The sequence below is a fragment of the Polyangiaceae bacterium genome (assembly GCA_020633235.1).
Classification (GTDB): Bacteria; Myxococcota_A; Polyangia; order Polyangiales; family Polyangiaceae; genus JACKEA01.
The window spans coordinates 1,166,949-1,192,877 of sequence record JACKEA010000001.1 but is presented as its reverse complement, the minus strand read 5'-3'; the positions used below and the strand labels follow the sequence as shown (position 1 = coordinate 1,192,877).

The 25,929-nt window shown below is 67.4% G+C and carries 22 protein-coding genes; 10 read left to right on the top strand and 12 right to left on the bottom strand.

Features of this window, described 5'->3' with window-relative positions:
- Positions 1-18 precede the first annotated feature (18 nt).
- The 5 genes from H6717_05295 (at position 19) to H6717_05275 (ending at position 5,447) form a co-directional block, all read left to right on the top strand.
- Complete coding sequence (locus H6717_05295; protein MCB9576422.1) at positions 19-987, top strand: diguanylate cyclase; 969 nt, start codon at positions 19-21, stop codon at positions 985-987.
- Positions 984-1,358, top strand: coding sequence for a hypothetical protein (locus tag H6717_05290; GenBank protein ID MCB9576421.1), 375 nt, complete (start codon positions 984-986; stop codon positions 1,356-1,358). Before H6717_05295 ends, H6717_05290 begins: the two co-directional genes overlap by 4 nt.
- A 101-nt stretch (positions 1,359-1,459) precedes the next feature.
- Positions 1,460-4,156 carry a DNA gyrase subunit A gene (gene gyrA / locus H6717_05285; GenBank protein MCB9576420.1) on the top strand — a complete coding sequence of 899 codons (2,697 nt, stop codon included), beginning with the start codon at positions 1,460-1,462 and terminating at the stop codon, positions 4,154-4,156.
- Between the two features lies 1 nt (position 4,157).
- Positions 4,158-4,892, top strand: coding sequence for an endonuclease III (gene nth / locus H6717_05280; protein ID MCB9576419.1), 735 nt, complete (start codon positions 4,158-4,160; stop codon positions 4,890-4,892).
- Positions 4,893-4,946: 54 nt separating this feature from the next.
- Entirely contained in the window at positions 4,947-5,447 is a 501-nt protein-coding gene (locus H6717_05275) for a peroxiredoxin (GenBank protein ID MCB9576418.1), read from the top strand.
- A gap of 3 nt (positions 5,448-5,450) precedes the next feature.
- On the opposite strand, the gene meaB (H6717_05270) is transcribed toward H6717_05275, so the two are convergent.
- From meaB (H6717_05270) to H6717_05250, 5 genes are all read right to left on the bottom strand, one after another.
- Positions 5,451-6,464, bottom strand: coding sequence for a methylmalonyl Co-A mutase-associated GTPase MeaB (gene meaB / locus H6717_05270; GenBank protein ID MCB9576417.1), 1,014 nt, complete (start codon positions 6,462-6,464; stop codon positions 5,451-5,453).
- 31 nt (positions 6,465-6,495) lie between these two features.
- On the bottom strand, positions 6,496-7,863 hold the full coding sequence (accC, locus tag H6717_05265; protein ID MCB9576416.1) for an acetyl-CoA carboxylase biotin carboxylase subunit: 1,368 nt from the start codon (positions 7,861-7,863) through the stop codon (positions 6,496-6,498).
- Between the two features lie 12 nt (positions 7,864-7,875).
- Positions 7,876-8,331 (bottom strand): acetyl-CoA carboxylase biotin carboxyl carrier protein, encoded by a 456-nt coding sequence (accB, locus tag H6717_05260; protein ID MCB9576415.1) that lies wholly within the window; start codon positions 8,329-8,331, stop codon positions 7,876-7,878.
- Positions 8,332-8,421: 90 nt separating this feature from the next.
- Positions 8,422-8,874: a type II 3-dehydroquinate dehydratase gene (aroQ, locus tag H6717_05255; GenBank protein MCB9576414.1), complete on the bottom strand. Its 453-nt coding sequence runs from the start codon at positions 8,872-8,874 to the stop codon at positions 8,422-8,424.
- Between the two features lie 109 nt (positions 8,875-8,983).
- Complete coding sequence (locus H6717_05250) at positions 8,984-9,343, bottom strand: hypothetical protein (GenBank protein MCB9576413.1); 360 nt, start codon at positions 9,341-9,343, stop codon at positions 8,984-8,986.
- 365 nt (positions 9,344-9,708) lie between these two features.
- On the opposite strand from H6717_05250, the gene H6717_05245 reads away from it, so the two are divergent.
- The 3 genes from H6717_05245 to H6717_05235 are packed head-to-tail and all read left to right on the top strand — an operon-like array spanning position 9,709 to position 12,663.
- The gene (locus H6717_05245; protein MCB9576412.1) at positions 9,709-11,499 is read left to right on the top strand and encodes a 3-isopropylmalate dehydratase; all 1,791 of its coding nucleotides are present in this window, start codon (positions 9,709-9,711) and stop codon (positions 11,497-11,499) included.
- A 36-nt stretch (positions 11,500-11,535) separates the two neighbouring features.
- A complete protein-coding gene (locus tag H6717_05240; protein ID MCB9576411.1) occupies positions 11,536-12,186 on the top strand; it encodes a hypothetical protein in 651 nt (216 codons plus the stop codon).
- 6 nt (positions 12,187-12,192) lie between these two features.
- The gene (locus tag H6717_05235; GenBank protein MCB9576410.1) at positions 12,193-12,663 is read left to right on the top strand and encodes a VOC family protein; all 471 of its coding nucleotides are present in this window, start codon (positions 12,193-12,195) and stop codon (positions 12,661-12,663) included.
- A gap of 39 nt (positions 12,664-12,702) precedes the next feature.
- Here the strand turns inward: H6717_05235 and H6717_05230 are convergent, their stop codons facing one another.
- Entirely contained in the window at positions 12,703-12,948 is a 246-nt protein-coding gene (locus tag H6717_05230) for a hypothetical protein (protein ID MCB9576409.1), read from the bottom strand.
- 104 nt (positions 12,949-13,052) lie between these two features.
- Between H6717_05230 and H6717_05225 the strand changes: the two genes are divergently transcribed.
- On the top strand, positions 13,053-15,467 hold the full coding sequence (locus tag H6717_05225; protein ID MCB9576408.1) for an SUMF1/EgtB/PvdO family nonheme iron enzyme: 2,415 nt from the start codon (positions 13,053-13,055) through the stop codon (positions 15,465-15,467).
- Here the strand turns inward: H6717_05225 and meaB (H6717_05220) are convergent.
- From meaB (H6717_05220) to H6717_05210, 3 genes are read right to left on the bottom strand one after another with little or no spacing between them, the layout of a single operon-like run.
- Positions 15,448-16,416 (bottom strand): methylmalonyl Co-A mutase-associated GTPase MeaB, encoded by a 969-nt coding sequence (gene meaB / locus H6717_05220; protein ID MCB9576407.1) that lies wholly within the window; start codon positions 16,414-16,416, stop codon positions 15,448-15,450. The two genes, H6717_05225 and meaB (H6717_05220), sit on opposite strands and share 20 nt — an antisense overlap.
- Positions 16,413-18,554, bottom strand: a complete 2,142-nt coding sequence (scpA, locus tag H6717_05215; protein ID MCB9576406.1) for a methylmalonyl-CoA mutase — start codon at positions 18,552-18,554, stop codon at positions 16,413-16,415. The genes meaB (H6717_05220) and scpA overlap by 4 nt, the downstream gene beginning before the upstream one ends.
- A gap of 49 nt (positions 18,555-18,603) precedes the next feature.
- Positions 18,604-19,425, bottom strand: coding sequence for a BtpA/SgcQ family protein (locus tag H6717_05210; GenBank protein MCB9576405.1), 822 nt, complete (start codon positions 19,423-19,425; stop codon positions 18,604-18,606).
- A 237-nt stretch (positions 19,426-19,662) separates the two neighbouring features.
- Here H6717_05210 and H6717_05205 point away from each other — a divergent pair, with 237 nt between their 5' ends.
- A complete protein-coding gene (locus tag H6717_05205; protein MCB9576404.1) occupies positions 19,663-20,199 on the top strand; it encodes an AhpC/TSA family protein in 537 nt (178 codons plus the stop codon).
- A 42-nt stretch (positions 20,200-20,241) separates the two neighbouring features.
- On the opposite strand, the gene H6717_05200 is transcribed toward H6717_05205, so the two are convergent.
- From H6717_05200 to H6717_05190, 3 genes are read right to left on the bottom strand one after another with little or no spacing between them, the layout of a single operon-like run.
- On the bottom strand, positions 20,242-22,146 hold the full coding sequence (locus H6717_05200; GenBank protein ID MCB9576403.1) for a type IIA DNA topoisomerase subunit B: 1,905 nt from the start codon (positions 22,144-22,146) through the stop codon (positions 20,242-20,244).
- Complete coding sequence (locus H6717_05195; GenBank protein MCB9576402.1) at positions 22,143-24,590, bottom strand: DNA topoisomerase IV subunit A; 2,448 nt, start codon at positions 24,588-24,590, stop codon at positions 22,143-22,145. Before H6717_05195 ends, H6717_05200 begins: the two co-directional genes overlap by 4 nt.
- A 49-nt stretch (positions 24,591-24,639) precedes the next feature.
- Positions 24,640-25,887, bottom strand: a complete 1,248-nt coding sequence (locus H6717_05190; GenBank protein ID MCB9576401.1) for a hypothetical protein — start codon at positions 25,885-25,887, stop codon at positions 24,640-24,642.
- Positions 25,888-25,929: the final 42 nt, after the last annotated feature.

The following is a 25,929-nucleotide window of genomic DNA, read 5'->3' as shown; positions in this document are numbered from 1 at the left end:
GATGCTAGCTGCTTCCACGTGTCCCAGCGAGAGTGCGTCACGACGGGGGAATCCACTGCCAACGTCATATTGGTCGTGGACGACGACGACACCATTCGGAGGTTGGCGGCCCACTGGCTGCGCGAGGACGATTCCACCGTCATCGAGGTGGGCAGCGGCGTCGAAGCCCTGGAGCTGATTCGGGCGGAGCCCGAGCGTGTCGCAGTGGTGGTCCTGGACGTCATGATGCCGGAGCTCGACGGCTTCGAGGTGTTGAGCCGGCTGCAGGCGTCCCCCGACACCGCGCAGATCCCCGTGGTGCTGTTGACGGCACACGCCACCACCGAAGCCGACGTGCTTCGCGGCATCGAGCAGGGCGCCTTCGACCACGTGGAGAAGCCCTTCCGTGGCCCCCTGCTCAAGGCCCGGGTACGAGCTCTCAAGAAACAGCGCCAGGCCGCGCTGAGCATCAGGAACCAACTCGACGACATCGAGTCTCAAGCGCGGGAGGACGGCCTGACCCGGCTGGGCAACCGCCGGCACTTCGACGCCTCCCTGGCTCGCGAGGTGGCCCACGCGGCACGCCACAGCGAGCCGCTGTGTTTGGTGCTGATGGATCTCGACTACTTCAAGTCGATCAACGACCTGTTCGGCCACTCCCAGGGCGATCGGGTGCTGACCCACTTCGCCAACGAGATCCGGGAGAGCCTGCGCTGCTCCGACGAAGCATTCCGCATTGGTGGTGAAGAGTTCGCGTTGATTCTTCGACACACCCACCGCGAGGACGCCAAGAGCGCCATCCGACGCCTCAAGTCCGTGATGGCGGACGCCCCGCTGGACTTGGGCGGGGGCGAGCATCGCCGCGTGACCTTCAGCGCGGGCATCGCCAGCATGGAAGAGGACAACGAGTTCCGAGCGGAAGGGCTTTTCGACCGCGCGGACAAGGCTCTGTACCGAGCGAAGCACGCGGGGCGTAACCGGATCGAGCTCGAGGGGGATGCACCATGAGCGAGCCGGAAGAGGACATTTCGACCACTCAGCGCACGGGGAGGATCTCGAGTGAGGACACCGAGCGCGACGTGCGGCTGCGGGAACCTCCGCCTGACTCGGGTGAGCTCGAAACGACGCGACGGAGCAAGCCCGGCGGCGCCACCGACACCCTGCTGTCCGCACCGGCCCCCGGCTCCGATGCCGACGATGGCGTTGCGCGGCGCTGGCTGGAGGAGCTCGAGCGACGCGTGGAGCAGCTGGAAGCACGTATCAAGGTACTGGAGCTGGGGCGCTCCGGCGGCGCCGGAATCGCGCCCCAGTGGCTCTACTGGGTCGCCTTTTTGCTGGCCCTGGCGGTGGTTTGGCTGGTCGCCCGCGGGCTCCCCTGACAGCGCCCCAGCACGCTCCCAAGTGCTTGAAATCAAAGACTAATATTTGGTCCCCGAACCTTGCGGCCGGGGCAGCGCCGCGCTAGCTCAAGGGTTCGAAAATGCAGAACCCTCCGCCCTCCGCTCCGTCGCAGGAGCAGCCGATCAGCATCCAAGACGAGATGCGTACTTCGTATCTCGACTACGCGATGAGCGTGATCATCGGCCGCGCGATCCCGGACGTGCGCGACGGTCTCAAGCCCGTGCATCGCCGCATCTTGTACGCGATGCGTGATCTGAACCTCACGCCCTCTTCCGGATATCGCAAATGCGCACTGGTGGTCGGCGAGGTCATCGGCAAGTACCACCCGCACGGCGACGCCGCCGTGTACGACGCGTTGGTTCGCATGGCGCAGGACTTCTCCATGCGCCACGAGTTGGTGGACGGTCAGGGAAACTTCGGATCCGTAGATGGCGATCCTCCCGCGGCCTACCGGTACACCGAGTGCCGGATGTCGCGGATCGCGATGGAGCTCCTCACCGACATCGACAAGGAGACCGTCGATTTCATCCCCACCTTCGACGAGACGAACAACGAGCCGCGGGTGTTGCCCGCGCGCTTTCCCAACCTGCTCGTCAACGGGTCCGGCGGCATCGCGGTGGGCATGGCCACCAACATCCCTCCCCACAACCTGGGCGAGGTGATCGACGCCACCATCTTGCTGATCAATGATCCGAACCTCACCATCGAGGATCTGCTGGCCACCGTGCCGGGACCGGACTTCCCGACCGGCGCCACCATCTACGGCCGCGCTGGCATCTATCAGGCCTACAAGACCGGCCGCGGCAGCGTCGTGATGCGGGCCCGCACCACGGTGGAAAAGGCCCACGGCAGCACCGATCGCGAGCAGATCGTCGTCACGGAGCTGCCCTACCAGGTCAACAAGGCGCGGCTCCACGCCAAGATCGGCGAGCTGATCCGAGACAAGCGAATCGAGGGCATCAAGGAAGCCCGGGACGAGAGCGACCGCGACGGAATGCGCCTCGTCATCGAGCTGAAGAAGGACGTGTTTCCGGAAGTGGTGCTGAACCACCTGTACCGGTTGACCGATCTTCAATCCTCGTTCGGCATCATCAATCTGGCCATCGTCAACGGCCGCCCCGCCGTTCTGGACCTGAAAGAGACGCTGGTGCTGTTCATCGAGCACCGGCGGGAGGTGGTGAGCCGCCGGTCCCGGTACGAGCTGGCGCAGGCGGAAGCGCAGCGGGAAATCGTCGAAGGTCTGGGCATGGCGGTCACCGAGGTCGACCTGGTGATCAAGACCATTCGCGCCTCGCGCGATCCAGATGCCGCACGCATCGCGTTGATGCAGCTGCCGCTGCGAGGGCTGGAGGAGTTCGTGCGCCGGGCGGGCCGGCCCGAGGAGGAGATCCAGGCCGCGTCCGAGCGACCGGAGTACCGCCTGAGCGAGCGTCAAGCCAAGGCCATCTTGGAGATGCGCCTCGCTCGGCTCACCGGCCTCGAGTACGAAAAGCTGGCCGAAGAGTACGGCAAGCTGTGTGACGAGATCGTGCGTTTGCGCGCCATCTTGGCGGACGAATCCGTGCTCATGGACGTCATCGTCAAGGAGCTGGAGGAGGTCAAGGACAAGCACGCCGGGCCCCGACGCACGGAAATCGTGGAGGACGAGGCGGAGATTCAGATCGAGGATCTGATTCAAGAAGAGCCGATGGTGGTGACCATCTCCCACCACGGATACATCAAGCGCACCGCCCTCTCGACGTACAAGGCTCAGAAGCGCGGCGGCAAGGGCAACCGCGGCATGGAGGCTCGGGACGACGACTTCGTCAACCAGCTGTTCATCGCCTCCACCCACAGCTTCGTGTTCTTCTTCAGCGATCGCGGCAAGGTGTTCGTCAAGAAGGTGTACGAAGTCCCCGTGGCCGCGCGTTCCGGCAAGGGGCGCGCCATCGTCAACTTCATCGGGCTGGAGGAGGGCGAGCGTGTCGCCGCCATCACCCCGGTTCCCGGCTTCGAGGAAGGCCTGTTCGTCACGACCCTCACCCGCCGCGGACAGATCAAGAAGACGAGCATCATCGGTTACCAGAACTACCGAGAAAAGGGCATCATCGGCGTCAAGATCGCCGATGACGACAAGCTCCTCTCCGCGCTGGTGACGGACGGAAGCCGGGAGTTCTTGATCGCGACGCGCAAGGGAAAGAGCATCCGTTTCGACGAGCAGCAAGTGCGCGCCATGGGTCGCAACGCTGCCGGCGTGAAGGGCATGGAGATCGACGAGGACGACGAGCTCGTCGGCTTCGCCGCAACCGACCCGGAGCGCACTCAGGTGCTCGCGGTGTGCGAACGTGGCTACGGCAAGCGCACGGAGCTCGCGGAGTTCCGACTGCAGCGGCGCGGTGGCAAGGGCATCATCCTGATCGACGCCAGCGACCGAAACGGCCCGGTGGTGGGGCTGGCGCTGGTGAAGGCCGAAGACGAAGTGATGCTCATCACCGACCGAGGCCAGACCATCCGCTGTCCGGTCGCCGAGATCCGGGAGACGGGCCGCAACGCTCAGGGCGTGAAGGTCATGACCGTGGTCGAGGACGAGCGCGTGGTCGCCGTGGAACCCGTCGGCGAGAGCAACGACGACGAGATCGACGACGATAGCGGCGAAGGCGCGGCCGAAGGCGAAGGCGCGCCCGAGGGCGAAGGCGCGGCCGAGGGCGAAGGCGCGGCCGAGGGCGAAGGCGCGGCCGAAGCGGGCGACTCTGAGGGGGCGCCCGAGCCGGAAGACGGCGACCAGGGCGACGCCTGAGATGGCGAAATCCCAAGCTCAGCGGCGAGCGCCCGAGACCTTCGCGCGCCTGATCCAGGCGCACCCGGACGCCCACTGTGAGCTCGACCATAGCTCCCCCTTCCAGCTTCTGGTCGCCACCGTCCTCAGCGCACAGACGACCGACGTGGCGGTCAACCAGGTCACTCCCAAGCTGTTCGCCAAGTGGCCCACGGCGGAGCGACTCGCAAAGGCGAAGCCGGAGGCCGTGGAAGGCACCATCAACCGCATCGGCATGTTCCGGCAGAAGTCCAAGAACGTGGTCGGGCTCGCCAAGAAGCTCGTGGAGGAGCACGGCGGGGCGGTACCCAAAGAGCTAGACGCCTTGGTGGCTCTACCCGGGGTCGGCCGCAAGACGGCGAACGTGGTGTTGGGGGTGGCCTTCGGCGCGCCAGAGGGCGTGGTGGTCGACACGCACGTCCAACGCATCTCTCAGCGGCTGGGTTGGTCCAAGAACGACACCCCCGACAAGATCGAGCAGGATCTGATGAAGCTGTTCCCCCGGGAGCAGTGGGATCCGCTGTCTCACACGCTCATCTTCCACGGACGGAGGGTGTGCACTGCGCGCGCGCCGGCGTGTGCCGCGTGCTCCGTGAGCGACGTGTGCCCCAGCGCCTTCTCGGCGGAAAATGTGGGGCGTAAAGCGCCGCGCCCGCGCGCCGCGAAAGCTCCGACGAAGAAACGTACCGTGAAGAAGCGCGCCGCAAAAAAGGCGTGACCCGCGCGGCTTTTCCGCGACGAACCAACAAAAGAAGACGGAACAGGAGAAAGCATGACGATCAAGATTGGTGACCGCATCCCCGACGCAAACCTCAGCGAGACCACCGAGTTCGGCGAAGCCTGCCCGCTGGCGCCCAAGAACGTGTCCGTGGCGGAGGCCACCAAGGGAAAGAAGATCGTGATCTTCGGCGTGCCCGGAGCCTACACGCCGACCTGCTCCGCGCAGCACGTGCCGGGCTACGTGAAGAACCTGGACGCCCTGAAGGCCAAGGGCGTGGACGAGGTGTGGTGCGTGGCCGTCAACGACGGCTTCGTGATGGCGGCGTGGGGCCGCGATCAGGGCGCCATCGGCAAGGTCCGCATGTTGGGGGACGGCAGCGCGGAGCTCACCAAGAAGCTCGGGCTGGAGCTGGACCTCACGGCCGGTGGCCTGGGCCTCCGCATGCAGCGCTTCAGCATGCTGGTGGACGACGGCGTCGTGAAGCAGCTCAACGTGGAAGCACCGAAGGCGTTCGAGGTCAGCAGCGCCGAGAAGATGCTCGCTCAGCTGTGAGCGTCAGCGAGCCTTGAAGCGGTCGATCAAACGGTCGCAAGCGGTGTAGGGATCCAGCTCGCGTGCTTCCACGCGAGCTGCGATCTCGTCCACCAGAGTGCCGAGCGACGCGAGTGCAGCTTCCGTGAGCGTGTCCCGCAAAAATGCCAGCAGCGCCAGGCGAGCACGCTCCGCGTGGCGCGCCTTGCCGGCGTCGGTGTCGCTGAGCCAGGCGCGGTGCTCCGAGAGGCGCTGCCCGAGCTCGTCGGTTCCCTGATTCTTGGTCGCGACGGTCCGCACGATGGGCGGGACCCAGCGCTCGCCGGTGCTCCCCTGCACCTTTCGCGGATTGACGGTGGCGGCGCTGTGGGAGCGGGACTTCTGCGCCGCCGCCGAGAAGATGTCGGAGCCCAGAGCCAACATCACTTCCAGATCCCGGAGCGTGGCGTCGGCGCCGTCGCGGTCCGCCTTGTTCACGGCGAACACGTCGGCGCATTCCAAGATGCCCGCCTTGATGGCCTGGATGTCGTCCCCCAAGCCCGGCGCCATGACCACCAGCGTGGTGTGGGCCGAGCGCGTGACCTCCAGCTCGTCCTGACCCACCCCCACGGTCTCGACCAGCACCACGTCTGCGCCCCAGGCGTCGAGCACGCGGACCACGTCGAAAGCGGACCGGCTCAGGCCGCCCAGGGCCCCGCGGGTGGCCAGCGAGCGAATGAAGACCTCGGGGTCCTCGAAGTGGCGCTGCATCCGGATGCGATCCCCGAGAATGGCGCCGCCGGAAAATGGGCTCGTGGGATCCACCGCCACTACTCCCACGCGGCGCTGCTCGGCGCGGAAGCGTTGAATCAAGCGGTCGGTGAGGGTGCTCTTGCCGGCGCCGGGAGTGCCTGTGATGCCGATGACCCAGGCGCGCCCGGTGTGAGGGAACAGCGCCTTGAGCACGTCCCGATAGCCCTCCAGTCGATCGTCCACGGCGCGGCAGGCGCGGGCCACGGCCCGCACATCCCCTGAAAGTACCCGCTCGGCGACGCTCACGAGGGAACGGTTTCCGCTTCTTCTCGCCGCGTCAACCCGAAGCGCCGAGCTCGGCGCGCATCTCGTCCATCACCCGCTCCACCGTGCGGGTGGTCATCCTCGCAGCGCGGACCTCGGAGTCCTGCAGCAGGCGCTTGTGGAAGTCGATGTTGGTCCGAATGCCCCCGATGATGAACTCGTCGAGCGCACACTCCATGCGCTGCAGGGCAACCTCCCGGCTGGGCCCGTGGGCGATCACCTTCGCGAGCAGGGAGTCGTAGTGGGCGGGCACGTTCCAGCCACCGAACACGCCGGAATCCACCCGCACACCCGCGCCGCCCGGCGGGTGATACTCGGTGATGAGGCCCGGCCAAGGCGCGAAACGAACGGGATCCTCGGCCATGATGCGGCACTCGATGGCGTGCCCGCGGAACTTCCAAGGGCGCGTGTCGGGCAAGTCGAGCTTCTCCCCTGCCGCAGCGCGGATCTGCTCCACGACCAGATCCACGCCGGTGACCATCTCCGTGACGGGATGCTCGACCTGGACCCGCGTGTTCATCTCCATGAAGTAGAGCGAACCGTCCTCGTCCATCAGGAACTCGAGCGTTCCGAGAGAGGTGTAGCCGCTCTCGGTGATGGCCTTTCTGATGCGAGCCCCGAGCTCCGCCCGGCGTTCTTCCGTCATCACGAGGCAGGGAGCCTCTTCGATGATCTTCTGGTGGCGCCGCTGCAGCGAGCACTCCCGCTCTCCCAGGGTCCACACCTGACCGTGCTCGTCGGCCAGAGCCTGGAACTCCACGTGCCGCGGCCGCTCCACGAACCGCTCCAGGTACAGCTCCGGGTTCTTGAAGCTGGCCATCGCTTCGGCCGTCGCCGACTCGAAGGCGCGACGGATTTCCCCGGCGTTGCGCACGATGCGCATGCCCCGCCCGCCGCCGCCGCCGCGGGCCTTGATCATGACCGGAAAACCCACCCGGGTCGCCTCTGCCTCGGCGTGCGCCACGCTCTCGAGGGCTTCGCTGCCGGGCAACAGGGGCAGGCCGAATTTGCGGGCCATTTCCCGCGCGCTGATCTTGTCGCCCCACTTCTGCATGGCGTCGGAGCGGGGACCGATGAAGGCCAGCCCACAGCGCTCCACCACCTGGGCGAAGTGCGAGTTCTCGCTCAGGAAGCCGTAGCCGGGGTGTACGGCGTCCGCCGCGGTGATCTCCGCGGCGCTGATGATGGCCGGCACGTTGAGATAGCTCTTGGCCGCGGCGGCGGGTCCGATGCAGATGGCCTCGTCCGCGAAGCGCACGTGCAGCGCTCCCGTGTCCGCCTCGGAGTGCACGGCCACCGTCTTGATGCCGAGCTCGCGACACGCGCGAATGATGCGCATCGCGATCTCGCCACGGTTGGCGATGAGGATCTTCTCGAACATTGCCGCCCGGGCTCAGCTCTTCTTCATCTTGAAGAGCTTCTGACCGAACTCCACGCTCTCGCCGTTCTCCACCAAGACCTCCAAGATGGTCCCCGGGTACTCGGCCTCGATCTCGTTCATCAGCTTCATGGCTTCCACGATGCACAGGGTCTGTCCCTTGCGCACCTGGCCGCCGACCTCGACGAACGCGTCCGCTTCCGGCGAGGGAGCACGATAGAAAGTCCCCACGAAGGGCGAGCTGACGAACACCACGCTGGGATCCGCCTCCTCCGCGTCCTGTGCCGAGGCCGCAGGCGCCGCCGCGGCCACGGCCCGCGCCGGCGCGGCCGCAGCCGGAGCCGCGATCACGGTAGGAGCCCCAGCGCCGAGCGTGAGCTTCAGCCGGAACTTGTCGTCTTGGTATTCGAACTCCGAGACGTTTCCGTCTTCCAGAGTGTTGAGCAGGCTCTTGAGCTGCTTGAGCGAGATTTCCATCGCGGCCATCCGTCCACCCCCGACGAGGGGCGCCAAGCTAACAGAGCGCGATGACGGGCCACAACGCGAAATCGCCTTCGCAGATCACCCTTTTTTCGCAGCGGCGATGGCGCCCAGAAGTGCGCGCAGCGCGAGCAGATAGGACTCGGCCCCGAAACCAGCCACTCGTCCGAGACACGCGGGCGCCACGCGCGATCGCCGTCGGAACGGCTCCCGTGCGTCGGGGTTCGAGACGTGGACCTCCACCACCGGCAGCCCGGCTCCGCGAATCGAGTCGTACAGCGCGTACGAAGTGTGCGTCAGCGCGCCCGGGTTCAGCAGCAGCCCCCCAAAACCCTCGTCTGCGGCGGCGTTGATCCAGTCGATCAGGAGCCCCTCGTGGTTGCTCTGGCGGCACACCACTTCGGCTTCGACCTCCTTAGCGAGCGTCGCGAGCTTGTCATGGATCTCCGCCAGCGTGGTGGTCCCGTAGATCTCCGGCTCTCGCCGCCCGAGCCGGTCGAGGTTGGGACCACTCAGCACCAAGACGCGCGTCAGCGCCACGACGGCGGGCCGCCGACGCGACCCCGCGGCACGCGGAGAGCGGCTTCTAGGCGCAGTGGCGGCTGCACCGCGTCGCGGTCGAGCTCGCGCCACGGTTCGGGTCTCAGCCGAGCTCTTCGGCGAGCCGCGGTGCCGCGACTCGGAGCATGAAACGCCCTTTGCCGAGGTTACCTTCGGGCGAGAGCGTGAGCGCGATGAAGTAATTCTCGTTGATCACGCGAATCAACGTGATCATCTTCGCGCTCTTGAACGCGACCTCTTTCGTGTCGCCCGCTTCCAACATTTCCGTCGCGCGTTGGATCGCCTTGACCACCACGCTGACCTCGGCACCCACGGCCTCGATGTCGAACACGGATTCTTCGCGCGAAAAGCTCTCCAGGGGGATGCCCTCGAAATCCATCAGCAGGCCGGCGACGCCGCCATCCGTACCCTCGACTACGCCCTGGAGCGCCTCCTTGAACATGATGCGGTAGCGTATCTGCTTTGGTCCGGCGGGTGAACGTTTCTGCGGCGTCGGCTGCACCGCGGGGGTCGCCGCAGGGATTCCGAGCAGACCGAAACTTCCATACATAACGGCAAGTTACGAACGAAACACCGGCCAAGAGGTCGCCTGGCCGGGTTTTTCTTCCTCTTGGGGTTGCGCCCTGGAGCCGGTTGGGGGATTTGCTCCAAGGAGATCTGCCCTCTGACGTCCTTGACCCTCCGGATGCCGAGCGGCTACCTTCGCGTTCCTCCCGGGGCGCGCGGTCTCGGGAGTTTCTTTCACAACCGCTTCAGGTAGGCAGCGAAAGCCCGATGCGTGCGCGAGCGGGGGACCCGCCCCGCACAATGACACAAAAGGTTCTTGCTGGTCGTGCCGACGATCCGGAGCTCAAAGGCGAGCTCGTTCGGGTGAAGGTCGATCAGGTGATCCTTGCGAGGGAACCCAACCGTGTACTGGCGGAGGCGCTGGACCATGGACTGAAGAAGTCCGCCGTGGAGGTGGCGGTCGCCTACGACACGCGTTGTGTCACCTCTGACGGTGCCGAACCCGGCCTCAGCGCTCCCGAACGCGTGTCGAGAGCCGTGTTGCAGAACAACGTGCTCATCGCACGGCCGGGCATCGGCTTTCCCGCCGCGGTCCATCTGGAACGCTTCGCGAGCCCGGCGCGCTTGGCCGTCACGGACGAGCCCCGCCTCGCCTCGGTGGGCGGCTCCGGCATGCTCACTCTGCTGGCATCGCCGTCGCAGCTCGCGGACGCGCTCTTGCACGGTACCCTATGGGTGCGACCCGCGCGCAGCGTCCAGGTGCTCCTCTCGGGACGTGTTCGACCTTTCGTCTGCGTGCGCGACGTAGCGTTGGAGCTGATTCGGCGAGGCCTCGGCGACATCATCCAGAAGGTGGACCGCGAGCACCAAGCGCCGGTTGTCATCGAGTTCGCAGGGCCCAGCGCGCGATTGCTCTCGGTTCCCGACCGCGCCGTGCTGTGCGCCCTGGCGCCGCAGCTGGGCGCCGCTGCGGCCGTCTTCGTCAGCGACGAAAAGACCGAGGTCTACCTGCGGGATCAGCGGCGCTCGAAGGCACACCGCAGCTTGCTGCCGGACGCCGGCGCTCCCTGCGACGACGTCATCAGCGTGGATCTGTCCGCGGTGGATCCCCTGGTCATGGACGAGGACGGCGAGGTGCGTCAGGTCCGCGAGCTCGCGGGCAAGCCCGTCTATCAGGTCGTGCTCGGCGGGGACTCCGGCGCGTCCCTCCGGGACTTGCTGGCCGCCGCCGCGCTGCTCAAGAGCAAACGGGTGCCGCCTCGGCTGGACTTCTTGCTCGCACCGCCTTCGCGCCAGGCCCTCGAGGTGCTGGCGAACTCCGGCGCCCTGGTGGACTTGATAGCGACGGGCGCGCGGCTGATCGAACCCGACCATCGGTTGGTGACCGGTGAGCTGTACCCCCCCACGGCCGGCGGGCTGTCGCTCCGCACCTTCGATCCCGAGCCCGGCTCGCCGAGCGACCGACGCTTCGTCGTCGCCTCCGCCGAAACGATCGCCTACGCCGTCGCCTCCGGTCAGCTCGGGGACCCGCGCTCATTCAAGCGCCCCGTACGCATCACCGTGCCCCGCACCCTGCCCACGGACGACGTGCTCATCCTGCGTAAGGGGAAGGGCAAGGCCAAGGGGGAGCTGGAAGGCACCAAGGCGCCGCCAGCCAAGCAGCCCAAGCCCGAGGGCTGGAAGAAGTCCGCCAAGCTTGCGGTCGTCGACGCCCGCACGACGCCCTCGGAGCCCAGCGCCATGGTACTGCCCACGCTCGACTCAGTGCGCTGGGCCGCGCGTCACGCCGCCTCCCTGGGTGAGAACCTGCGTGCGGTGATCGCTGAATACATCCCGAGCGGCCTGGTGCCGCTGTTCGCGGGGCTCGGCATTTTGGCTGCCACCACGGACGCCGAGAGCCTGACCAAGCTGGGGGGCGAGAAGACTCTGGAGCTGCCGGCGGCGGAGAAGTGGGACGGCAAGGAGCCGTTCACCGCTTCCGCCGGCAAGACCAGCGTGCCTCTCGCTTGGCAGGCCGTGGACGCCGAACGGCAGTGGACCGCCCAGGGCACCGCCAAATCCCCGGCGGCACCCGGCAAGGCGAAGAGCTGACGCGACCGGCGGGGGTGTTCTATCCTGGTCCACGCCATGCGTGCCTGGATCATCGCCGCCGCCCTGATGCTGTCCACCGGCTGGGCCCGAGCCGAGCCCGCCCACAAGAGCGACGAGCCCGGACCCGAGGATCGTTCCTTCGGCCACGGCGGTCAGTTCGGGCTGAGGGTCGGGGTGGTGGGCGGCTACCGAATGATCTTTCGATACGATCAGTCGCCGTACTGTAGCGAACCGGATCTCGCGAAGGCGCCGAACGACCAGCAGAAGTTCTGCGGCCACGCCGCACCGTTCGCCTTGGACACGGCGCTTTCCTTCGCGCCGCTGGGGAGCTTGGAGCCCTACCTCTGGGGACGCTTCGGTCTGGCGAAGGAGTCGGAGACCAATACCAACCAGGTGATCATCGTGGGTGCCGGAACGCGCGTGTACACCATGAGCGACAGCGCGTTCAAAGTGTTCATCGAGCCGGCCATCGGCGCCGAGCTCGAAGGAGGCTCCGGCAATCCGCTCTGGCAAACGAACGATCCCGAGTACAAGAAGGACGTCGTCTTTCACCTAGCGGCCGGACCCCAGTTCGACGTCGCCAAGGCGCTGGGCATCTACGCCCACGCGGGAATCACCACGGGCATCCTGCGTTCGATCCATTCGAACCTGGAGGCCGAGCTCGGCGTGCAGGTTCGCGCGCCCTGAGGACAGATGGGACAGAGACCGTTTCGTGTGCTGGGCCTGCAGCAAATTGCCGTGGGAAGCAGCGATAAGCAGCGCTTGCGGAAGCTGTGGGTGGATACCCTCGGGCTCACCCCAACGGGCAGCTACCAGAGCGAAAAAGAGAACGTGGACGAGGACATCACGGTAGCGGGACGCGGCGCGTTTCGCGTGGAAGTCGACCTGATGCAACCGATCGATGCCAGCAAGAAGCCGCGCGTGCACGAGCCGCCCCTGAACCACGTCGGACTCTGGGTCGACGACCTCAGGGCCGCCGTCGCGTGGCTCGAAGAGCAGGGCGTTCGCTTCACCCCCGGCGGCATCCGAGCCGGGGCCGCCGGTCACGAGGTGTGCTTCATTCATCCGAAGGGCAACGAGCAGAGCCCCATCGGCGGGGAAGGCGTCCTCATCGAGCTGGTGCAGGCACCGCCCGACGTGATCGAAGCCTTCGAACGCACATGAGCCGTCGGGATCCGCCGAAGCGGATCCCGACGGAAACGATCACGAACGGGTCTGCCGCTGCAGGTCCTCCGCTACCGCGATGGCGGCCTGCGCTTCGCTGATGAGGTCCGCCAGCAGCCGAGGAGCATCCGGGGGTCCCGGGGCATTCCACACGGAAGCGATGGCGTTGAGCCGGCGGGTGACCTTCTGCTGGATGACCAGCACTCGTTGAAGCCGCCTGGAGAGGCCCGCATCGTCCCTGGCGTCGTCGTCTCGCTCGTCCAAGATGTCACGTTCGTCCGGCATTTCCTTCTCCTTTTCCGCGCAGGCAGTCCGAGACGTCGGGATCCAATACCCGGCCACACCCTCTTTCTGCCCACCCGTTTGCTCTCGGATCTAACATCGCATCGATGGGAGAGGGCAAGGATCCGAAGCGGGCATACTCCCCCGCGGAGGTCGCGCACACGCTGCGCGTGCGCGACGCGCCCACCATCGACGTGCGCGACTCGGTGCCCACGGTCAGCGGCATCCGCGAACGCAGCGACGACGCCGAATCGACACCCTCGACCCCAAAGCGTCGCTACCGGCGCGTTGGCGTGCTCGGCGAGGGCGGCATGGGCCAAGTCGACGAGGTGTTCGACTGCGTCTTGGGCCGCAGCGTCGCCAAGAAGGCGCTGCTCTTGGACGCCGACGACCACCGCGCGGCCTTGCTCATCGCCGAAGCGCAGATCTGCGCGCAGCTCGAGCACCCTGCCATCGTGCCGCTCTACGACTTGGACGCCGACGGAGACGGCCGACCCTACTACACCATGCGCGTGGTCCACGGCCGCACGCTGCGCGACGCCCTCGAAGCGAGCGACGCGCGCCTGCCCCTGGCGCAGACGCTGGCCATCTTCCGCCAGGTTTGTCTGGCCGTGGACTACGCCCACAACCGCGGCGTGGTGCATCGCGACCTGAAGCCCGAGAACGTGGTGCTGGGAGAGTTCGGCGAGGTGTACGTCGTGGATTGGGGTATCGCGACGGTGCTGGAGGGCAGCAGCGTGAGCCGCAGCGCGGAAGCCCCGCGAGTGGCCGGCACGCCCTGCTACATGGCTCCGGAGCAGGCGCTGGGCAACGACGTCGACGGTCGCGCCGACGTCTTTTCCTTGGGTGTCATGCTGTACGAGATCTTGGCAGGCAGCCGGCCATTTCCGGGCAAGGACGTGCGCTCGGTGTTCGCGCGACGACGGCAGAACGTGGAAGTTCCTCCCAGCCGGCGGGGCGCAGGCGCGCCCACGGCCTTCGATGCACTGGTGCTCGCCTGCCTGTCGCCGGAAGCTCGCTATCGCCCCGGCCGTGCGCGCGTCATCGCCGCGGCGGTGGACGAGTTCCTGGACGGAGAGCGGGCGCGACAGGAGAGCGAACGCGAGGCCGCGAGCTGCACCGAGCGCGCACTGTCCGCGCTGGCCGACTTCGAAGCGCTGGATCGCGAAGCGAGACAAGAGCGGCAAGCCGCGGACGAGGAGCTGGCGGAGCTGCCCCCGTGGAAGGGGGCGGAGGAGAAGGCCGGCGCCTGGAGCCGTGCGGCGCGCGCTCGCTCGCTATCGTCCAACGCGGCCCGCGCCCTGGCCCGGGCCGAAACCGAGCTGACCCGCGCCCTGAGTCACGTTGGCGACTACGCGCCCGCGCGGCAAGCCCTCGCGGATCTCTACTTCCGGCAGTTCCGCGTCGCAGAGGTCGATGGCGACGAAGAGCAGATGGCGCAGCTCCTCGATCTGGCGCGGAGCTACGACGACGGCGCCCTCGTTCTCGAGCTCGCGAACCGGGGTGAGCTCTGCGTGCGGGCCTCGGGTCGCGTTCGCGTCGCCCGCTACGAGCCACGCGGTCCACTGCTCGCGACCGAGGCGCCAATCGACGTCGGGCCCGAACCGACGTTGCTGGAAGCCGGCTCCTACGTCGTCGTGGCCGAAACTGGCGTGCGCTACCCGTTGTTGGTGAAACGCGCCGTGCGCCACGAGCTGGTGCTGGCCGACGCGCCCGCGATACCGGACGGCTTCGTGGTGATCCCTGGAGGCCCGTTTCTGGCAGCCGATCGCGCGGGGCGGCTCGCCGAGCAGGAGCTCCCGGGCTTCGCCATCGGGCGCTTCCCGGTCACCATCGCGGAGTACGTTCAGTTCCTCGATTCCATCGAGGACCAGGCCGAGCGCGCCCGGCGCACCCCCAGCGAACGCGGAGAGCCCGAAGTGCTCCGTGGCTTAGAGGGTTGGAGGCTCGCCGAGCACGTCCTCGAAGGCGCCGGCGGACGGCGCGTGCCGCCAGAACACCATCTCGATTTGCCGGTCACCGGCATCCGCTGGTTCGACGCCGTTGCCTACGCCCGCTGGAAGAGCCGGGTGACGGGCTTCGAGCTGCGGCTACCCAGGGATCTCGAGTGGGAGAAAGCCATGCGCGGCGCGGATGGGCGACCGTATCCCATGGCCGTCTCCTTCGATCCCGCCTTCGCCAAGACCCGGGACTCCCGGGAAGAGCCGGCGCAACGCGAGCCCGTCGGTGCCTTCGCACTGGACGAGTCACCCTTCGGCGTGCGCGATCTGGGCGGCGGCGTGGGCGACTGGACCGAGTCCACTGCGGATGGCTCCCCCACTCCGGATCCGGACGCAGACGGCACGGAGGACACGCAGATGATCTGGCGCGGTGGCACCTGGTCGAGCGCGCGACCCGGGCCGGGCATGCGCTACAGCCAAGCCATTCGCTGGCGTGTCGCGTACATCGGCTTCCGTCTGGCGCTCAGCTTGCCCGACGAGAAGAGCGAGCTCGTGCGGACGCCTATGACGCGTCAGTGCTGACGAGCGCGAGCAGGCGCCGAGCGCCCTCCGTCGGCGTGATGGCCTGACGCTGCACCAGATCCTCGATCTCCGCTCGCAGGGCCTGCACGTCGTCGCGCGCGAAGAACTCGGCCTCGAGCCCGTCGTGCACCAGGCTCGAAAGCCAAGCGCGGCGCTGCTGTGCGCGCTTTTCATGGAGCGGGAGCTGCTCGCGGTGCTCTTCCAGCGCCTGCCACACCTCCGCGATCCCCTCCCCCGCGAGCGCACTGGCCGTCAGCACCGGGGGGGACCAACGAGCGCCCCCGCGCAACAGCCGCAAGGCGCTCCGAAGCTCGGCCGCCGCGCGCCGAGCTCGCTCGCGGTTGTCGCCATCGGCCTTGTTCACGCACACCACGTCCACGAGCTCCAGGATCCCGCGCTTGATCCCCTGCAGCTCGTCCCCGGCCCCGGCGAGCGCCAGCATCAGGAAGCTGTCCACCATGCTGGCCACCGCGTGCTCGCTCTGCCCCACGCCCACGGTCTCCACCAGGACCACGTCGAAGCCCGCCGCCTCGCACACGAGCATGACCTCCCGCGTGCGCCGCGCCACGCCGCCCAGGGAGCCGCCCGCGGGGCTCGGTCGAATGAACGCGCCGTCCGCGGACGCCAGTCGCGGCATCCGAGTCTTGTCCCCCAAGATGCTCCCCCCGGAGATCCCACTCGAAGGATCGACCGCCAGCACCGCGACGCGGTGGCCCGCCGACAGCAGGTACAGCCCCAACGCTTCGATGAACGTGCTCTTGCCAACCCCCGGCACGCCGCTGATGCCCACCCGCGCCGCCGCCCCGGTGTGCGGCAACAAAAGCTCCAGCAGACGCTGAGCCTGCTCCTGATGATCGCGCCGAGCGCTCTCCACCAGGGTGATGGCCTTGGCCAGGGCGCGGCGGTCTCCGGCCACTACGCTGCGAGCGCGAGCGTCGAGATCGCTCATCCGCCGATCACGTCCAGCACCTTGGCCGCAGCGCGCACGATCAGCGTTCCAGGCCCGAAAATGGCCGAGACCCCAGCCTTCTCGAGGCCCGCGTAGTCGCCCGGGGGGATCACCCCACCGCACACCACGGCGATGTCCTTGGCGCCTTGTTTCGCGAGCTCGGCGATCAGCGCCGGCACCAACGTGGTGTGCCCCGCCGCCTGAGACGACACGCCAATGGCGTGAACGTCGTTCTCGATCGCCTCTCGCGCGGCCTCCTCCGGCGTCTGGAACAACGGCCCGACGTCCACGTCGAAGCCCGCGTCCGCAAAAGCCGTGGCAATCACCTTGGCGCCGCGGTCGTGTCCGTCCTGTCCCATCTTGGCCACCAAGATGCGCGGCCGCCGTCCATGCTTTCGGGCGAAGCTCTCGATGCGCTCTCGCAGCGCGGCCCACTCCGGGTCCTCTGCGTAGTAGCCGCCGAACACGCCGCTGATGGTACGCGCCTCCGCCTGATGCCGCCCGAACACTTTCTCGAGCGCCAGGGAGATCTCCCCCACCGTGGCCCGTGCCCGCGCCGCCGCCACGCTGAGCTCGAGCAGGTTGCCCTGCCCGCTCTCCGCCGAGCGGGTGAGCGCCGCCAGTGCCTGTTCCACCTTGGTCGCGTCCCGCCGGGCTTTCAGCTCGGTGAGCCTCGCGATCTGCGCGCTCAGCACCGCGGTGTTGTCCACGTAGCGCACGTCCACGGCTTCTTCGCTCTCGAGCTGGAACTTGTTAACGCCCACCACCACGTCCAGCCCGCGGTCGACACGTGCTTGCCGCCGCGCCGCCGCTTCCTCGATGCGAAGCTTGGGCATTCCGGCCTCCACCGCTCGCGTCATGCCGCCCATTTCCTCCACCTCGTCGATCACGCCGAGGGCCTTCTGCGCCAGAGCGTGGGTCAGGGACTCCATGAAGTAAGAGCCGCCGAAGGGATCCACCACGCGAGTGATGCCGGTCTCGTTGGACAGAATGAGCTGGGTGTTGCGAGCGATGCGCGCCGCGAAGTCGCTGGGCAGGGCGATGGCTTCGTCGAAGGAGTTGGTGTGCAGGCTCTGGGTTCCGCCTAGCGTCGCGGCCATCGCCTCGACCGCCGTGCGCACCACGTTGTTGTAGGGATCCTGCTCCGTGAGCGACACGCCACTCGTCTGGCAATGGGTTCGGAGCATCATGGATTCGGCCTTGGTCGGCGAGAAATGCTTCTTCAGCAGCGTGGCCCACAACAGGCGCGCCGCCCGAAGCTTCGCGACCTCCATGAAGAAGTTCATGCCTATGGCGAAGAAGAACGACAGCCGTGGAGCAAAGTCGTCGATGGCGAGGCCCTTGCCGAGCGCCGCGCGCACGTACTCGAGGCCATCCGCAATGGTGAACGCGAGCTCCAGGTCGCAGGTCGCTCCGGCCTCTTGCATGTGGTAGCCGGAGATCGAAATCGAGTTGAAGCGCGGCATGTGCCGACTGGTGTGCTCGATGATGTCCGACACGATGCGCATGGAGGGCGCCGGCGGATAGATGTACGTGTTGCGCACCATGAACTCTTTGAGGATGTCGTTCTGAATGGTGCCCGTCAGCGCCTTCTGCTCGATCCCCTGTTCCTCTCCAGCCACGATGAACATCGCCATCACCGGCAACACGGCGCCGTTCATCGTCATCGACACGCTCATCTCTCCGAGCGGGATCCCGTCGAACAGGATCTTCATGTCCTCCACGCTGTCGATGGCCACGCCGGCCTTGCCCACGTCACCGACCACGCGCGGGTGATCGCTGTCGTAGCCGCGATGGGTCGCCAAGTCGAAAGCCACGCTCAGGCCCTTCTGACCCATTTCGAGCGCCTTGCGGTAGAACGCGTTCGACTCTTCCGCGGTGGAAAAGCCCGCGTATTGCCGGATCGTCCAGGGCCGCCCGGCGTACATGGTGGCCTTCGGACCGCGCAGGAAGGGAAACGCTCCGCTCACCGTGTCCGTGAAGTCGAGATCCGCGACGTCCGCGCGGGTATAGAGCGGCTTGACGTCGATCCCCTCCGGCGTGTGCCAAGTGATGTCGGCCGGGCTCTTGCCCTTGAGCTCCTTCTTGGCGATCTCGGTCCACTGGGCGACGTCGGCGGGGGATTTGTCGGCGGTCATGGCTCCCGTTTGCTTAGCACCGCCGCGGAGAAATTGGGCCGGATGCCCGTCAGCCAGCGGTTTTGACGCCACCGCGGGCCGCCGCCACCAGACGCTTCACGCGCTCGGCGTCCACCGGGGCAGACACGTTGCCGCCCCGCTTGACCCAGGTGCCGACGATCACGCCGTCGGACAGCGCGCCCGCCGCCCCCGCGCTGTCCGCCGTCACGCCGCTGCCCACGAGCAGAGGTCGGTCCGGCACCGCCGCCTTCACGGCCCGGAGATCGCGCTCGTCCGCGGCGCTGCCGGTTCCCGTGCCGGTCACGATCAGCGCGTCCGCCAGCCCGCGGTAGGCGGTGTCCTTGGCCGCCTGCCGCAGCTCGAACCCCGACGGCGGCAGCGCGTGCTTCACGCCCACGTCGGCCACCACGTCCACGTCCGCGCCCAGCTGCCGCCGTTCTCGCATCGTCTCCGCCGCCCGTCCCGCGAGCGTGCCCTGGTCCGTGTGCATCACGCCGCTGTGCACGTTCACTCGAATGAAGTCCGCCCCCGTGGCCGCTGCGATCGCCAAGGCCGCGCGCGCATCGTTGCGCAGCACGTTCACTCCGACGATCACGTCCGCCCCCACCGCGCCGCGGAGCCGCTCCACCAGCGCCGTCATCTCCGCAATGGTGCTGGGCGGCACCTGGTCGCCGAAGAACGGTGCGTCACCGAAATTCTCCACGACGAAGCCGTCCAGGCCGCCCGCCACGAGGGCCTCGGCGTCGAACAGGGCCGCCGACAGCACCTGCTCGGGCCTTCCGGACCGCGGGCTTCCGCGCAGCGCCAACAAATGCACGACTCCCAAGAGTGTCTTTTCCCCACGAGCGAAACGTTCGGCAATGCGAGCCATGAGGCCGCACCGACTACGACGACCTCTGCGAGGCGCAAAGCCCGCCACTTCTTTTTTGTCGGTCCGGCGCGATCCCGTCCAGTTTCGCCACCCACCTCGCGTCACCAAGTGCTCACTTCTCGTCGGACGTCGCCTGGGCTCCGGGGCGCAGCGAGGAGGAAGCGCAACGCGGCGATGCGCTCCAAAGCCGCGGAAGACCGACTGGAGTCGAACCGGTCGCTGCTCTACGCTCGTGCCATGGCCAAGGCTCCCATCGGCGACTACGAAGTGCTCGACCCCAACGGCAAGCCCGTGGTGATGGCCAGCTTGTGGCGCGAGCGCCCCGCGGTGCTCGGCTTCGTGCGTCACTTCGGCTGCTTGTTCTGCCACGAACAGGTCACGGAGCTCCGCGAGCGGGAGAGTGAGATCGAGGAGCGGGGCGCGCGTCTGGTGATCGTGGGCAACGGCCGGCCAGAGCACGCCCAGGGCTTCGCCGAGCGAACGAACATGCACGGCAAGGTGTTCACGGACCCAAGCCGCGCGACGTATCGTGCTCTCGGCATGCGCGGCGGGGTCGTCAACTCGCTGCGCTTCGAGCTGTTTTCGAACGCGCTCAGGGCGTACAGGAATGGGCACCGGCAGCAGCGCGTGCAGGGGGACCCGTGGCAGCAGGGCGGCGCCATCGTGGTGCGGCCGGACGGAACGCTGGAGTACGCCTACATCAGCCGCACCGCGGGGGATCACCCCACCGTGCGCGAGATCCTCACCGTGCTCGATCGAATGCGGCGCGCGTGACGCGACGGGGCTCGCGCCGGACCAACAAAGGCAGACGATGGCTCAGACGTCGAGCTCGTCGGCTTCGTCCGCGCGATCCATGATGAAGTGAAAGCGCGCGGACGGGTCGCGGCCCATCAGATCGCTCACGATGCGATCGGTTTCCAGCGCGTCCGCGATGGCGACCTTCACCAGACGGCGGCTGGCGGGGTTGAGCGTGGTCTCCCACAGCACCTTGGGCATCATCTCCCCGAGACCCTTGAAGCGCGTGATTTCCGGCTTGGCGTTGCCCTTCACCTTGCTCTTCAAGATGCGATCGCGGTCGGCGTCGTCCGACGCCCAGAAGGTGTCGCTGCCGGCATCGATGCGATAGAGCGGCGGCACCGCCACGAACAGCTTACCGCGGCGGATGAGCTCCGGCAGATGGCGGTAGAAGAAGGTCAAGAGCAGCGTGGTGATGTGATTGCCGTCGGAGTCCGCGTCGGCGAGCAGCACGACGCGGTCGTAACGGAGCTTGTCGGGCTCGAAGCTCGGACCGATGCCGCAACCCAGCGCGGTGACCAGATCCGCGAGCTCCTTGTTCTCGAGCACCTTGGCCAGCGTCACGTTCTCGGTGTTCAGCACCTTGCCGCGCAGAGGGAGCACGGCCTGCCGCGAGCGGTCGCGGCCCTGCTTGGCGGAGCCACCGGCGGAGTCGCCTTCCACGATGAACAGCTCCGTGTCCCGGCGGTCCGTCACGGTGCAATCGCTGAGCTTCCCGGGCAGCGTGAGGCGCCCGCTGGTAGCGCTGCGGCGAGTGATGGAAGCGCTCGCGGCGCGCGACGCCTCGCGGGCGCGGGCCGCCAAAATGATGCGATGAACGATCTGCTCGGCGGCGGTGCGATTCTGATTGAGCCACTGCTCGAGCACCGGCCGCACGGCGCCGTCCACCGCTGCCTGGGCTTCGGGATTGTTGAGCCGATCCTTGGTTTGTCCCTGAAATTGCGGCTCTCCCAGGAACACGCTGAGCACGCCGACCAAGCCCTCGCGGATGTCCTCCGCGGTGAGCGTCACGCCGCGGGGAGAGAGGTTGTGGGTCTCGATGTAGTTGCGAACGGCCTTGACCATGCCGGCGCGGAACCCGTTCTCGTGTGTGCCCCCCGATCCAGTGGGGATGCCGTTCACGTAGCTCCGCACGTGCTCGTCGGTGCTCTCCGTCCACAAGAACACCACCTCGACGCGCATGCCGTTCTCCCGGAACAAGGAGAACGGCGCTTCGTGCACCGGTCGCGCCTTGCGCTCCTCCACGATGCGCTTGACGTAGTCCACCACCCCTTCCGGATGTTGAAAGGTGGTCTTGTCCCCGGTGGTCTCGTCGGTGAAGCTGACCTTGAGCCCCTTGTGGATGTAGCTGGCGACTTCCAACCGCTCGCGGATCACGTCGGCGGAGAACTCCGTCTTTGGGAAGATCTCCGGATCCGGACGGAAGAACACCGTGGTGCCGCTGCCGCGCGCCTTGCCAAGCTTCTTGAGCTTGCCGACGACCTTGCCGGAGCGAAACTCCATCGACCACTCGGAGCCGTCGCGCTTGACCGTGGCGAGCAGCTTGGCGGACAGCGCATTGACCACCGAAGCGCCCACGCCGTGCAGGCCGCCCGCGGTCTTGTACAGCCCTTGCTCGAATTTTCCGCCGGCGTGCAGGGTACTGTAGATGATCTCGATCGCTGGCTTTTTGTGCTTGGGATGGATGTCCACCGGGATGCCGCGACCGTTGTCGCTCACGGTGACGGACTGACCGTCCTTGTGCAGCGTGACGCTCACCTCGCTGGCGTGGCCGTTCATGGCCTCGTCCACGGAGTTGTCGACAATCTCCCAAACCAGGTGGTGCAGCCCGGCGCTGCCCACGCCGCCGATGTACATGCCCGGCCGTTTGCGAACCGGGTCCAGCCCTTCGAGGACCGTGATGTCCTTGGCGGAGTAGCTCGTCATTGGTTCTCCTCGAACGGTGCCGGCGCTGCCACGGGCTCGGGCACCACCTCGATGAGCGCGCCCCGCTTGATGATCTCTCGCCCCTTGCCGCCGCGCGAGGACAGCTCGTACTTCGCGGAGCTGATGCGTTGCTCGCCGCCGAGGCTGGTCCGCACCGTGAGGGCGGCGCGATCGCCCTTCGCCGCACGGAAGCCGATCAGGCGGTCGTCCTTGGCCAGCTTGACCAGCACGACGCCCTTGCCAGGACCGGAGAGGTAGTTCACCTCCTGCGCGCTGCACAGCAGCGCTCGGCGACCCGCAGACGCGGCGATCAGCGTTTCGTCGCCTTCCAAGAGCTCCACGCCCACCACCACGGCGCCGCCGGTGGGGCGCGCGAAGCGGCGCCCGGCCCGGGTGCTCGGCTCCAGGAAGGGTGACAGGCCGAAGCACAAGGCGTAGCCGTCACTGGTGGCCGCAACCGCGTAGGTTTCCGGGAAATATCCGGGCTTTTCGCTCAAATCTCCGACGATGCGGGGGTCCAGGGAGAAGGCCCGGACGATCGTCTCGCCGTCCTTCAGCTTGAACAGGCGCTGAATGGGCTCGCCATAGCCGGTGGTCGCGATGATGTCGGCGATGCGAGCGGTGTAGGCGGTGCCGAAGTTCGAGAAGAACACCATCGTGGCCCGCGTGGAGCCGGCCTCGCAGGCGAGCACTGCGTCGCCCTCTCGCAAGCGCGTGGCGCTCGGATCCTTGATCTCCTTCTGGCGCTTGACCCAGCCGTCTCGCGTCAGCAGGACGTGGTTGTCCTCCGCGACGATCAAGTCCTCCGCGGTGAGCTCGGGTTCGGCCCCCGCTTCTTCGATGATGGTGCGGCGCTTGTCCTTCTTGGCGTAGGCGGCCAGCACCTCTTGCAGCTCTTGCCGCACGATACCCCAGCGGCCCAAGGACTCGGCTTCGTTCAGGAGCTTCCTGATCTCCCGCGCGCGCTTCTTCTTCTCGGCTAGCTCCTTCTGGATCACGAGGATCTCGAGGCGAGCCAGACGGTACAGCTTGAGCTCCAAGATGGCGTCGGTCTGCTCGGCGTCGAGCTTGAACTTCGCCATGATCTTCTTGGCCGCGTCCGCTTTGCCTTCGGATGCGCGGATGATCTTCAAGATCTGGTCCAGGGCATCGAAGACGGTCGCGAAGCCGTCGAGAATGTGCATCCGCCGCTCGAGGGCATCGAGCTCGTGCTGCAGCCGGCGGGTGACCACCTCCAGCCGGAAGTGCAGGAAATGCCAAAGGATACTGGCCAGATCCAGGCGCTCCGGACGGCCCACCTCGGGGTTCTCCGTGGGCACCAGGCAGGTGAGGTTCGCGTTGAAATTCGTCTGCAGGGGCGTCTGCCGGAACAGGTACGCGAGCACCTTCTGCTCGTCGGCGTCCTTCTTCAGCGACAGCTCGATGCGAACGTCCTCCGCGGACACGTCGCGCACGTCCAAAAGCAGCGGCATCTTGCGCGAGGTGACGACCTCGGCGATGCGCTCCACCAGCTGCGCCTTGTTGACGGTGTAAGGAATGCTGGTGATGACGATGGTCTTGGCGGCGCGACTGCCGGGCCCCTTCTCCCAGGTGCCTCGCAGCTTGATGGCGCCCTGTCCCGTCTCGTAGATCTGCTTGATCTCTTCCGCGGTGGACACGATCTGGCCGCCGGTGGGGAAGTCCGGGCCCTTGATGGTGCGGCACAGGTCCCGGTTGCTGAGCGTCTTCTTCTCCACCAAGGCGTCGAGCAGGCGGATCGCTGCGCTGCACACCTCTTCGGGATTGTGCGGCGGGATGTTGGTCGCCATGCCCACGGCGATGCCCGTGGCACCATTGATGAGCAGATTGGGGAGCTTGGACGGCAGCACCACCGGCTCGGTCTTGGTGCCGTCGTAGTTGGGGCGGTGAAAGACGGTGTTCTGCCCGAGCTCCGCCAGCATTTCGCCGGACACGGCAGCCAGACGGCACTCGGTGTAGCGCATGGCGGCGGCGGGGTCGCCGTCCAGCGAGCCGAAGTTCCCGGAGCCGTCCACCAGCGGTACCCTCAGGCTGAAGGGCTGCGCCAGCCGCACGAGGGCGTCGTAGATCGCGCTGTCGCCGTGGGGGTGATAGCTGCCCATCACGTCGCCGACGACCTTGGCGCACTTGCGGTGCTTGGCGTCGGCGGTGATCCGCTGCTGCCACATCGTGAACAGGATGCGGCGCTGCACCGGCTTGAGGCCGTCCCGCACGTCGGGCAGGGCGCGGCTGGTGATCACGCTGAGCGCGTAGTTCAGGTACTTGCTCTGGGCGATCTCGTGGAGCGGCTGCGCGTCGTCTTTCGGCTCGAATAGATCGAGCGAAGCGTCGTCACCGCGTCCGCGACCCGAGCCTCCGCCTGCGGACTTTCGCGATCGCGATCCGCCGGACTTGCTGGGTTTCTTCGAGCTCTTTCGCGTCGCCACCGGGCCGACCTGGGGTCGATGGCGGACTAGCTCCTTTTCCCCAGACTAGTCAATTATTTCGGCGGTTCTTCTTCTTGGACCGCAAGATCGCCTCGAGCCGCTCCCCCGCCCCGGCGGCCAGCGCATCGGCGCGACGCGTGGCCTCGAAGCTCGTGGGCATGCCGGAGAGGGCCAGGAGCAACACCGGGCGCCCGCTGACGACGACAGGACACAGGTACACCTCATCGCTGCCCAAGAGCGATCTCACCGGGCCATGCACCGCGTCGTCCGGCAGTGCACCGAGGTAGCGCCCGGAATGGGCTGCGGTATCGAAGGCCGACGCGAGGCCGGCGGGGACCCGCAACGAACGAATCGCTCCGGAGCGGGGCACGCCACGACTGGCGGCACGTCCCTCGTACACTGCGGGGCGCACCGCCAGCACGATGGCGAGACTGGCCGCGCTGGTCGCGCCCTCCGCCAAGAGCTCCGCGACGGACTCGGGGCCCGGCGCAGCGGACAGCGCCTCCAGCGCCTGCTCGAAGGTCGCCTCCGGGGCGCCCACGATCCGTACTGGCTGCGAGGGCGCCGGCGCCGGGGGCGGCTTCGAGCGAAATAGCTCGATCACCGGCTCGCCCTGCTCGTCGTGCTCGAAGGGCAGCTCGGCTCGGTCCTTGGTTCCCACGCCCGGATTGGTGCGGCGGCGCGTTCGGTCGGCCACCGGCGGTCGTCGAACGAGGGGTATCGGCGACGACGCCGGAGCCGGCTCTTCTTCCGGCGGTGGTTCGACCCGCTCCACCGGCGGCGGCAGCGACAGCCGCGCCGGCGGCACCGAGCGGTGCCGCGCCACGCGGGTTCCGAACGCCGGCGTCCGTCCCGTGGACGGGACGGTGGCGTCTCGTTCGTCGAGCCAGCGGTCCACAGCGAGCAACAGCTCGCTCAAAGACGTGCGATAGAGCCGCACGGGAGATTCGAGCTGATGTGCGAGCTCACGACCGAGGTGGCGATCCGAAGGATCCACGCAGGCGACATCCACCACCCCGGTGCGTCGATCCCGCCCCAGCGGGATTGCGAGCATGCGCTCGACGAACCCGGGCGGTAGCTTCTGCACCAAGTTGCGATCGACCTCCGGCCGCGCCACGAAGGGAACCAACGTGCGAGTGAGCTCCCGCTCGACGGCCTTGGCGACGCGCGCGCCCCGAGACATCAACACTCGAACCAACGCCGTCCGAGTCCGGACGGACTCGAGCAAAGCGCTCTCGAGCTCCCGAGCCACGATGGATCGGGAAGCCAGGAGCCGACGGGCGAGCTCGACGGTCAAGGGTGCCCTAGCCTCGCCCGGCCCGGAGCGCCGAGCAACGCT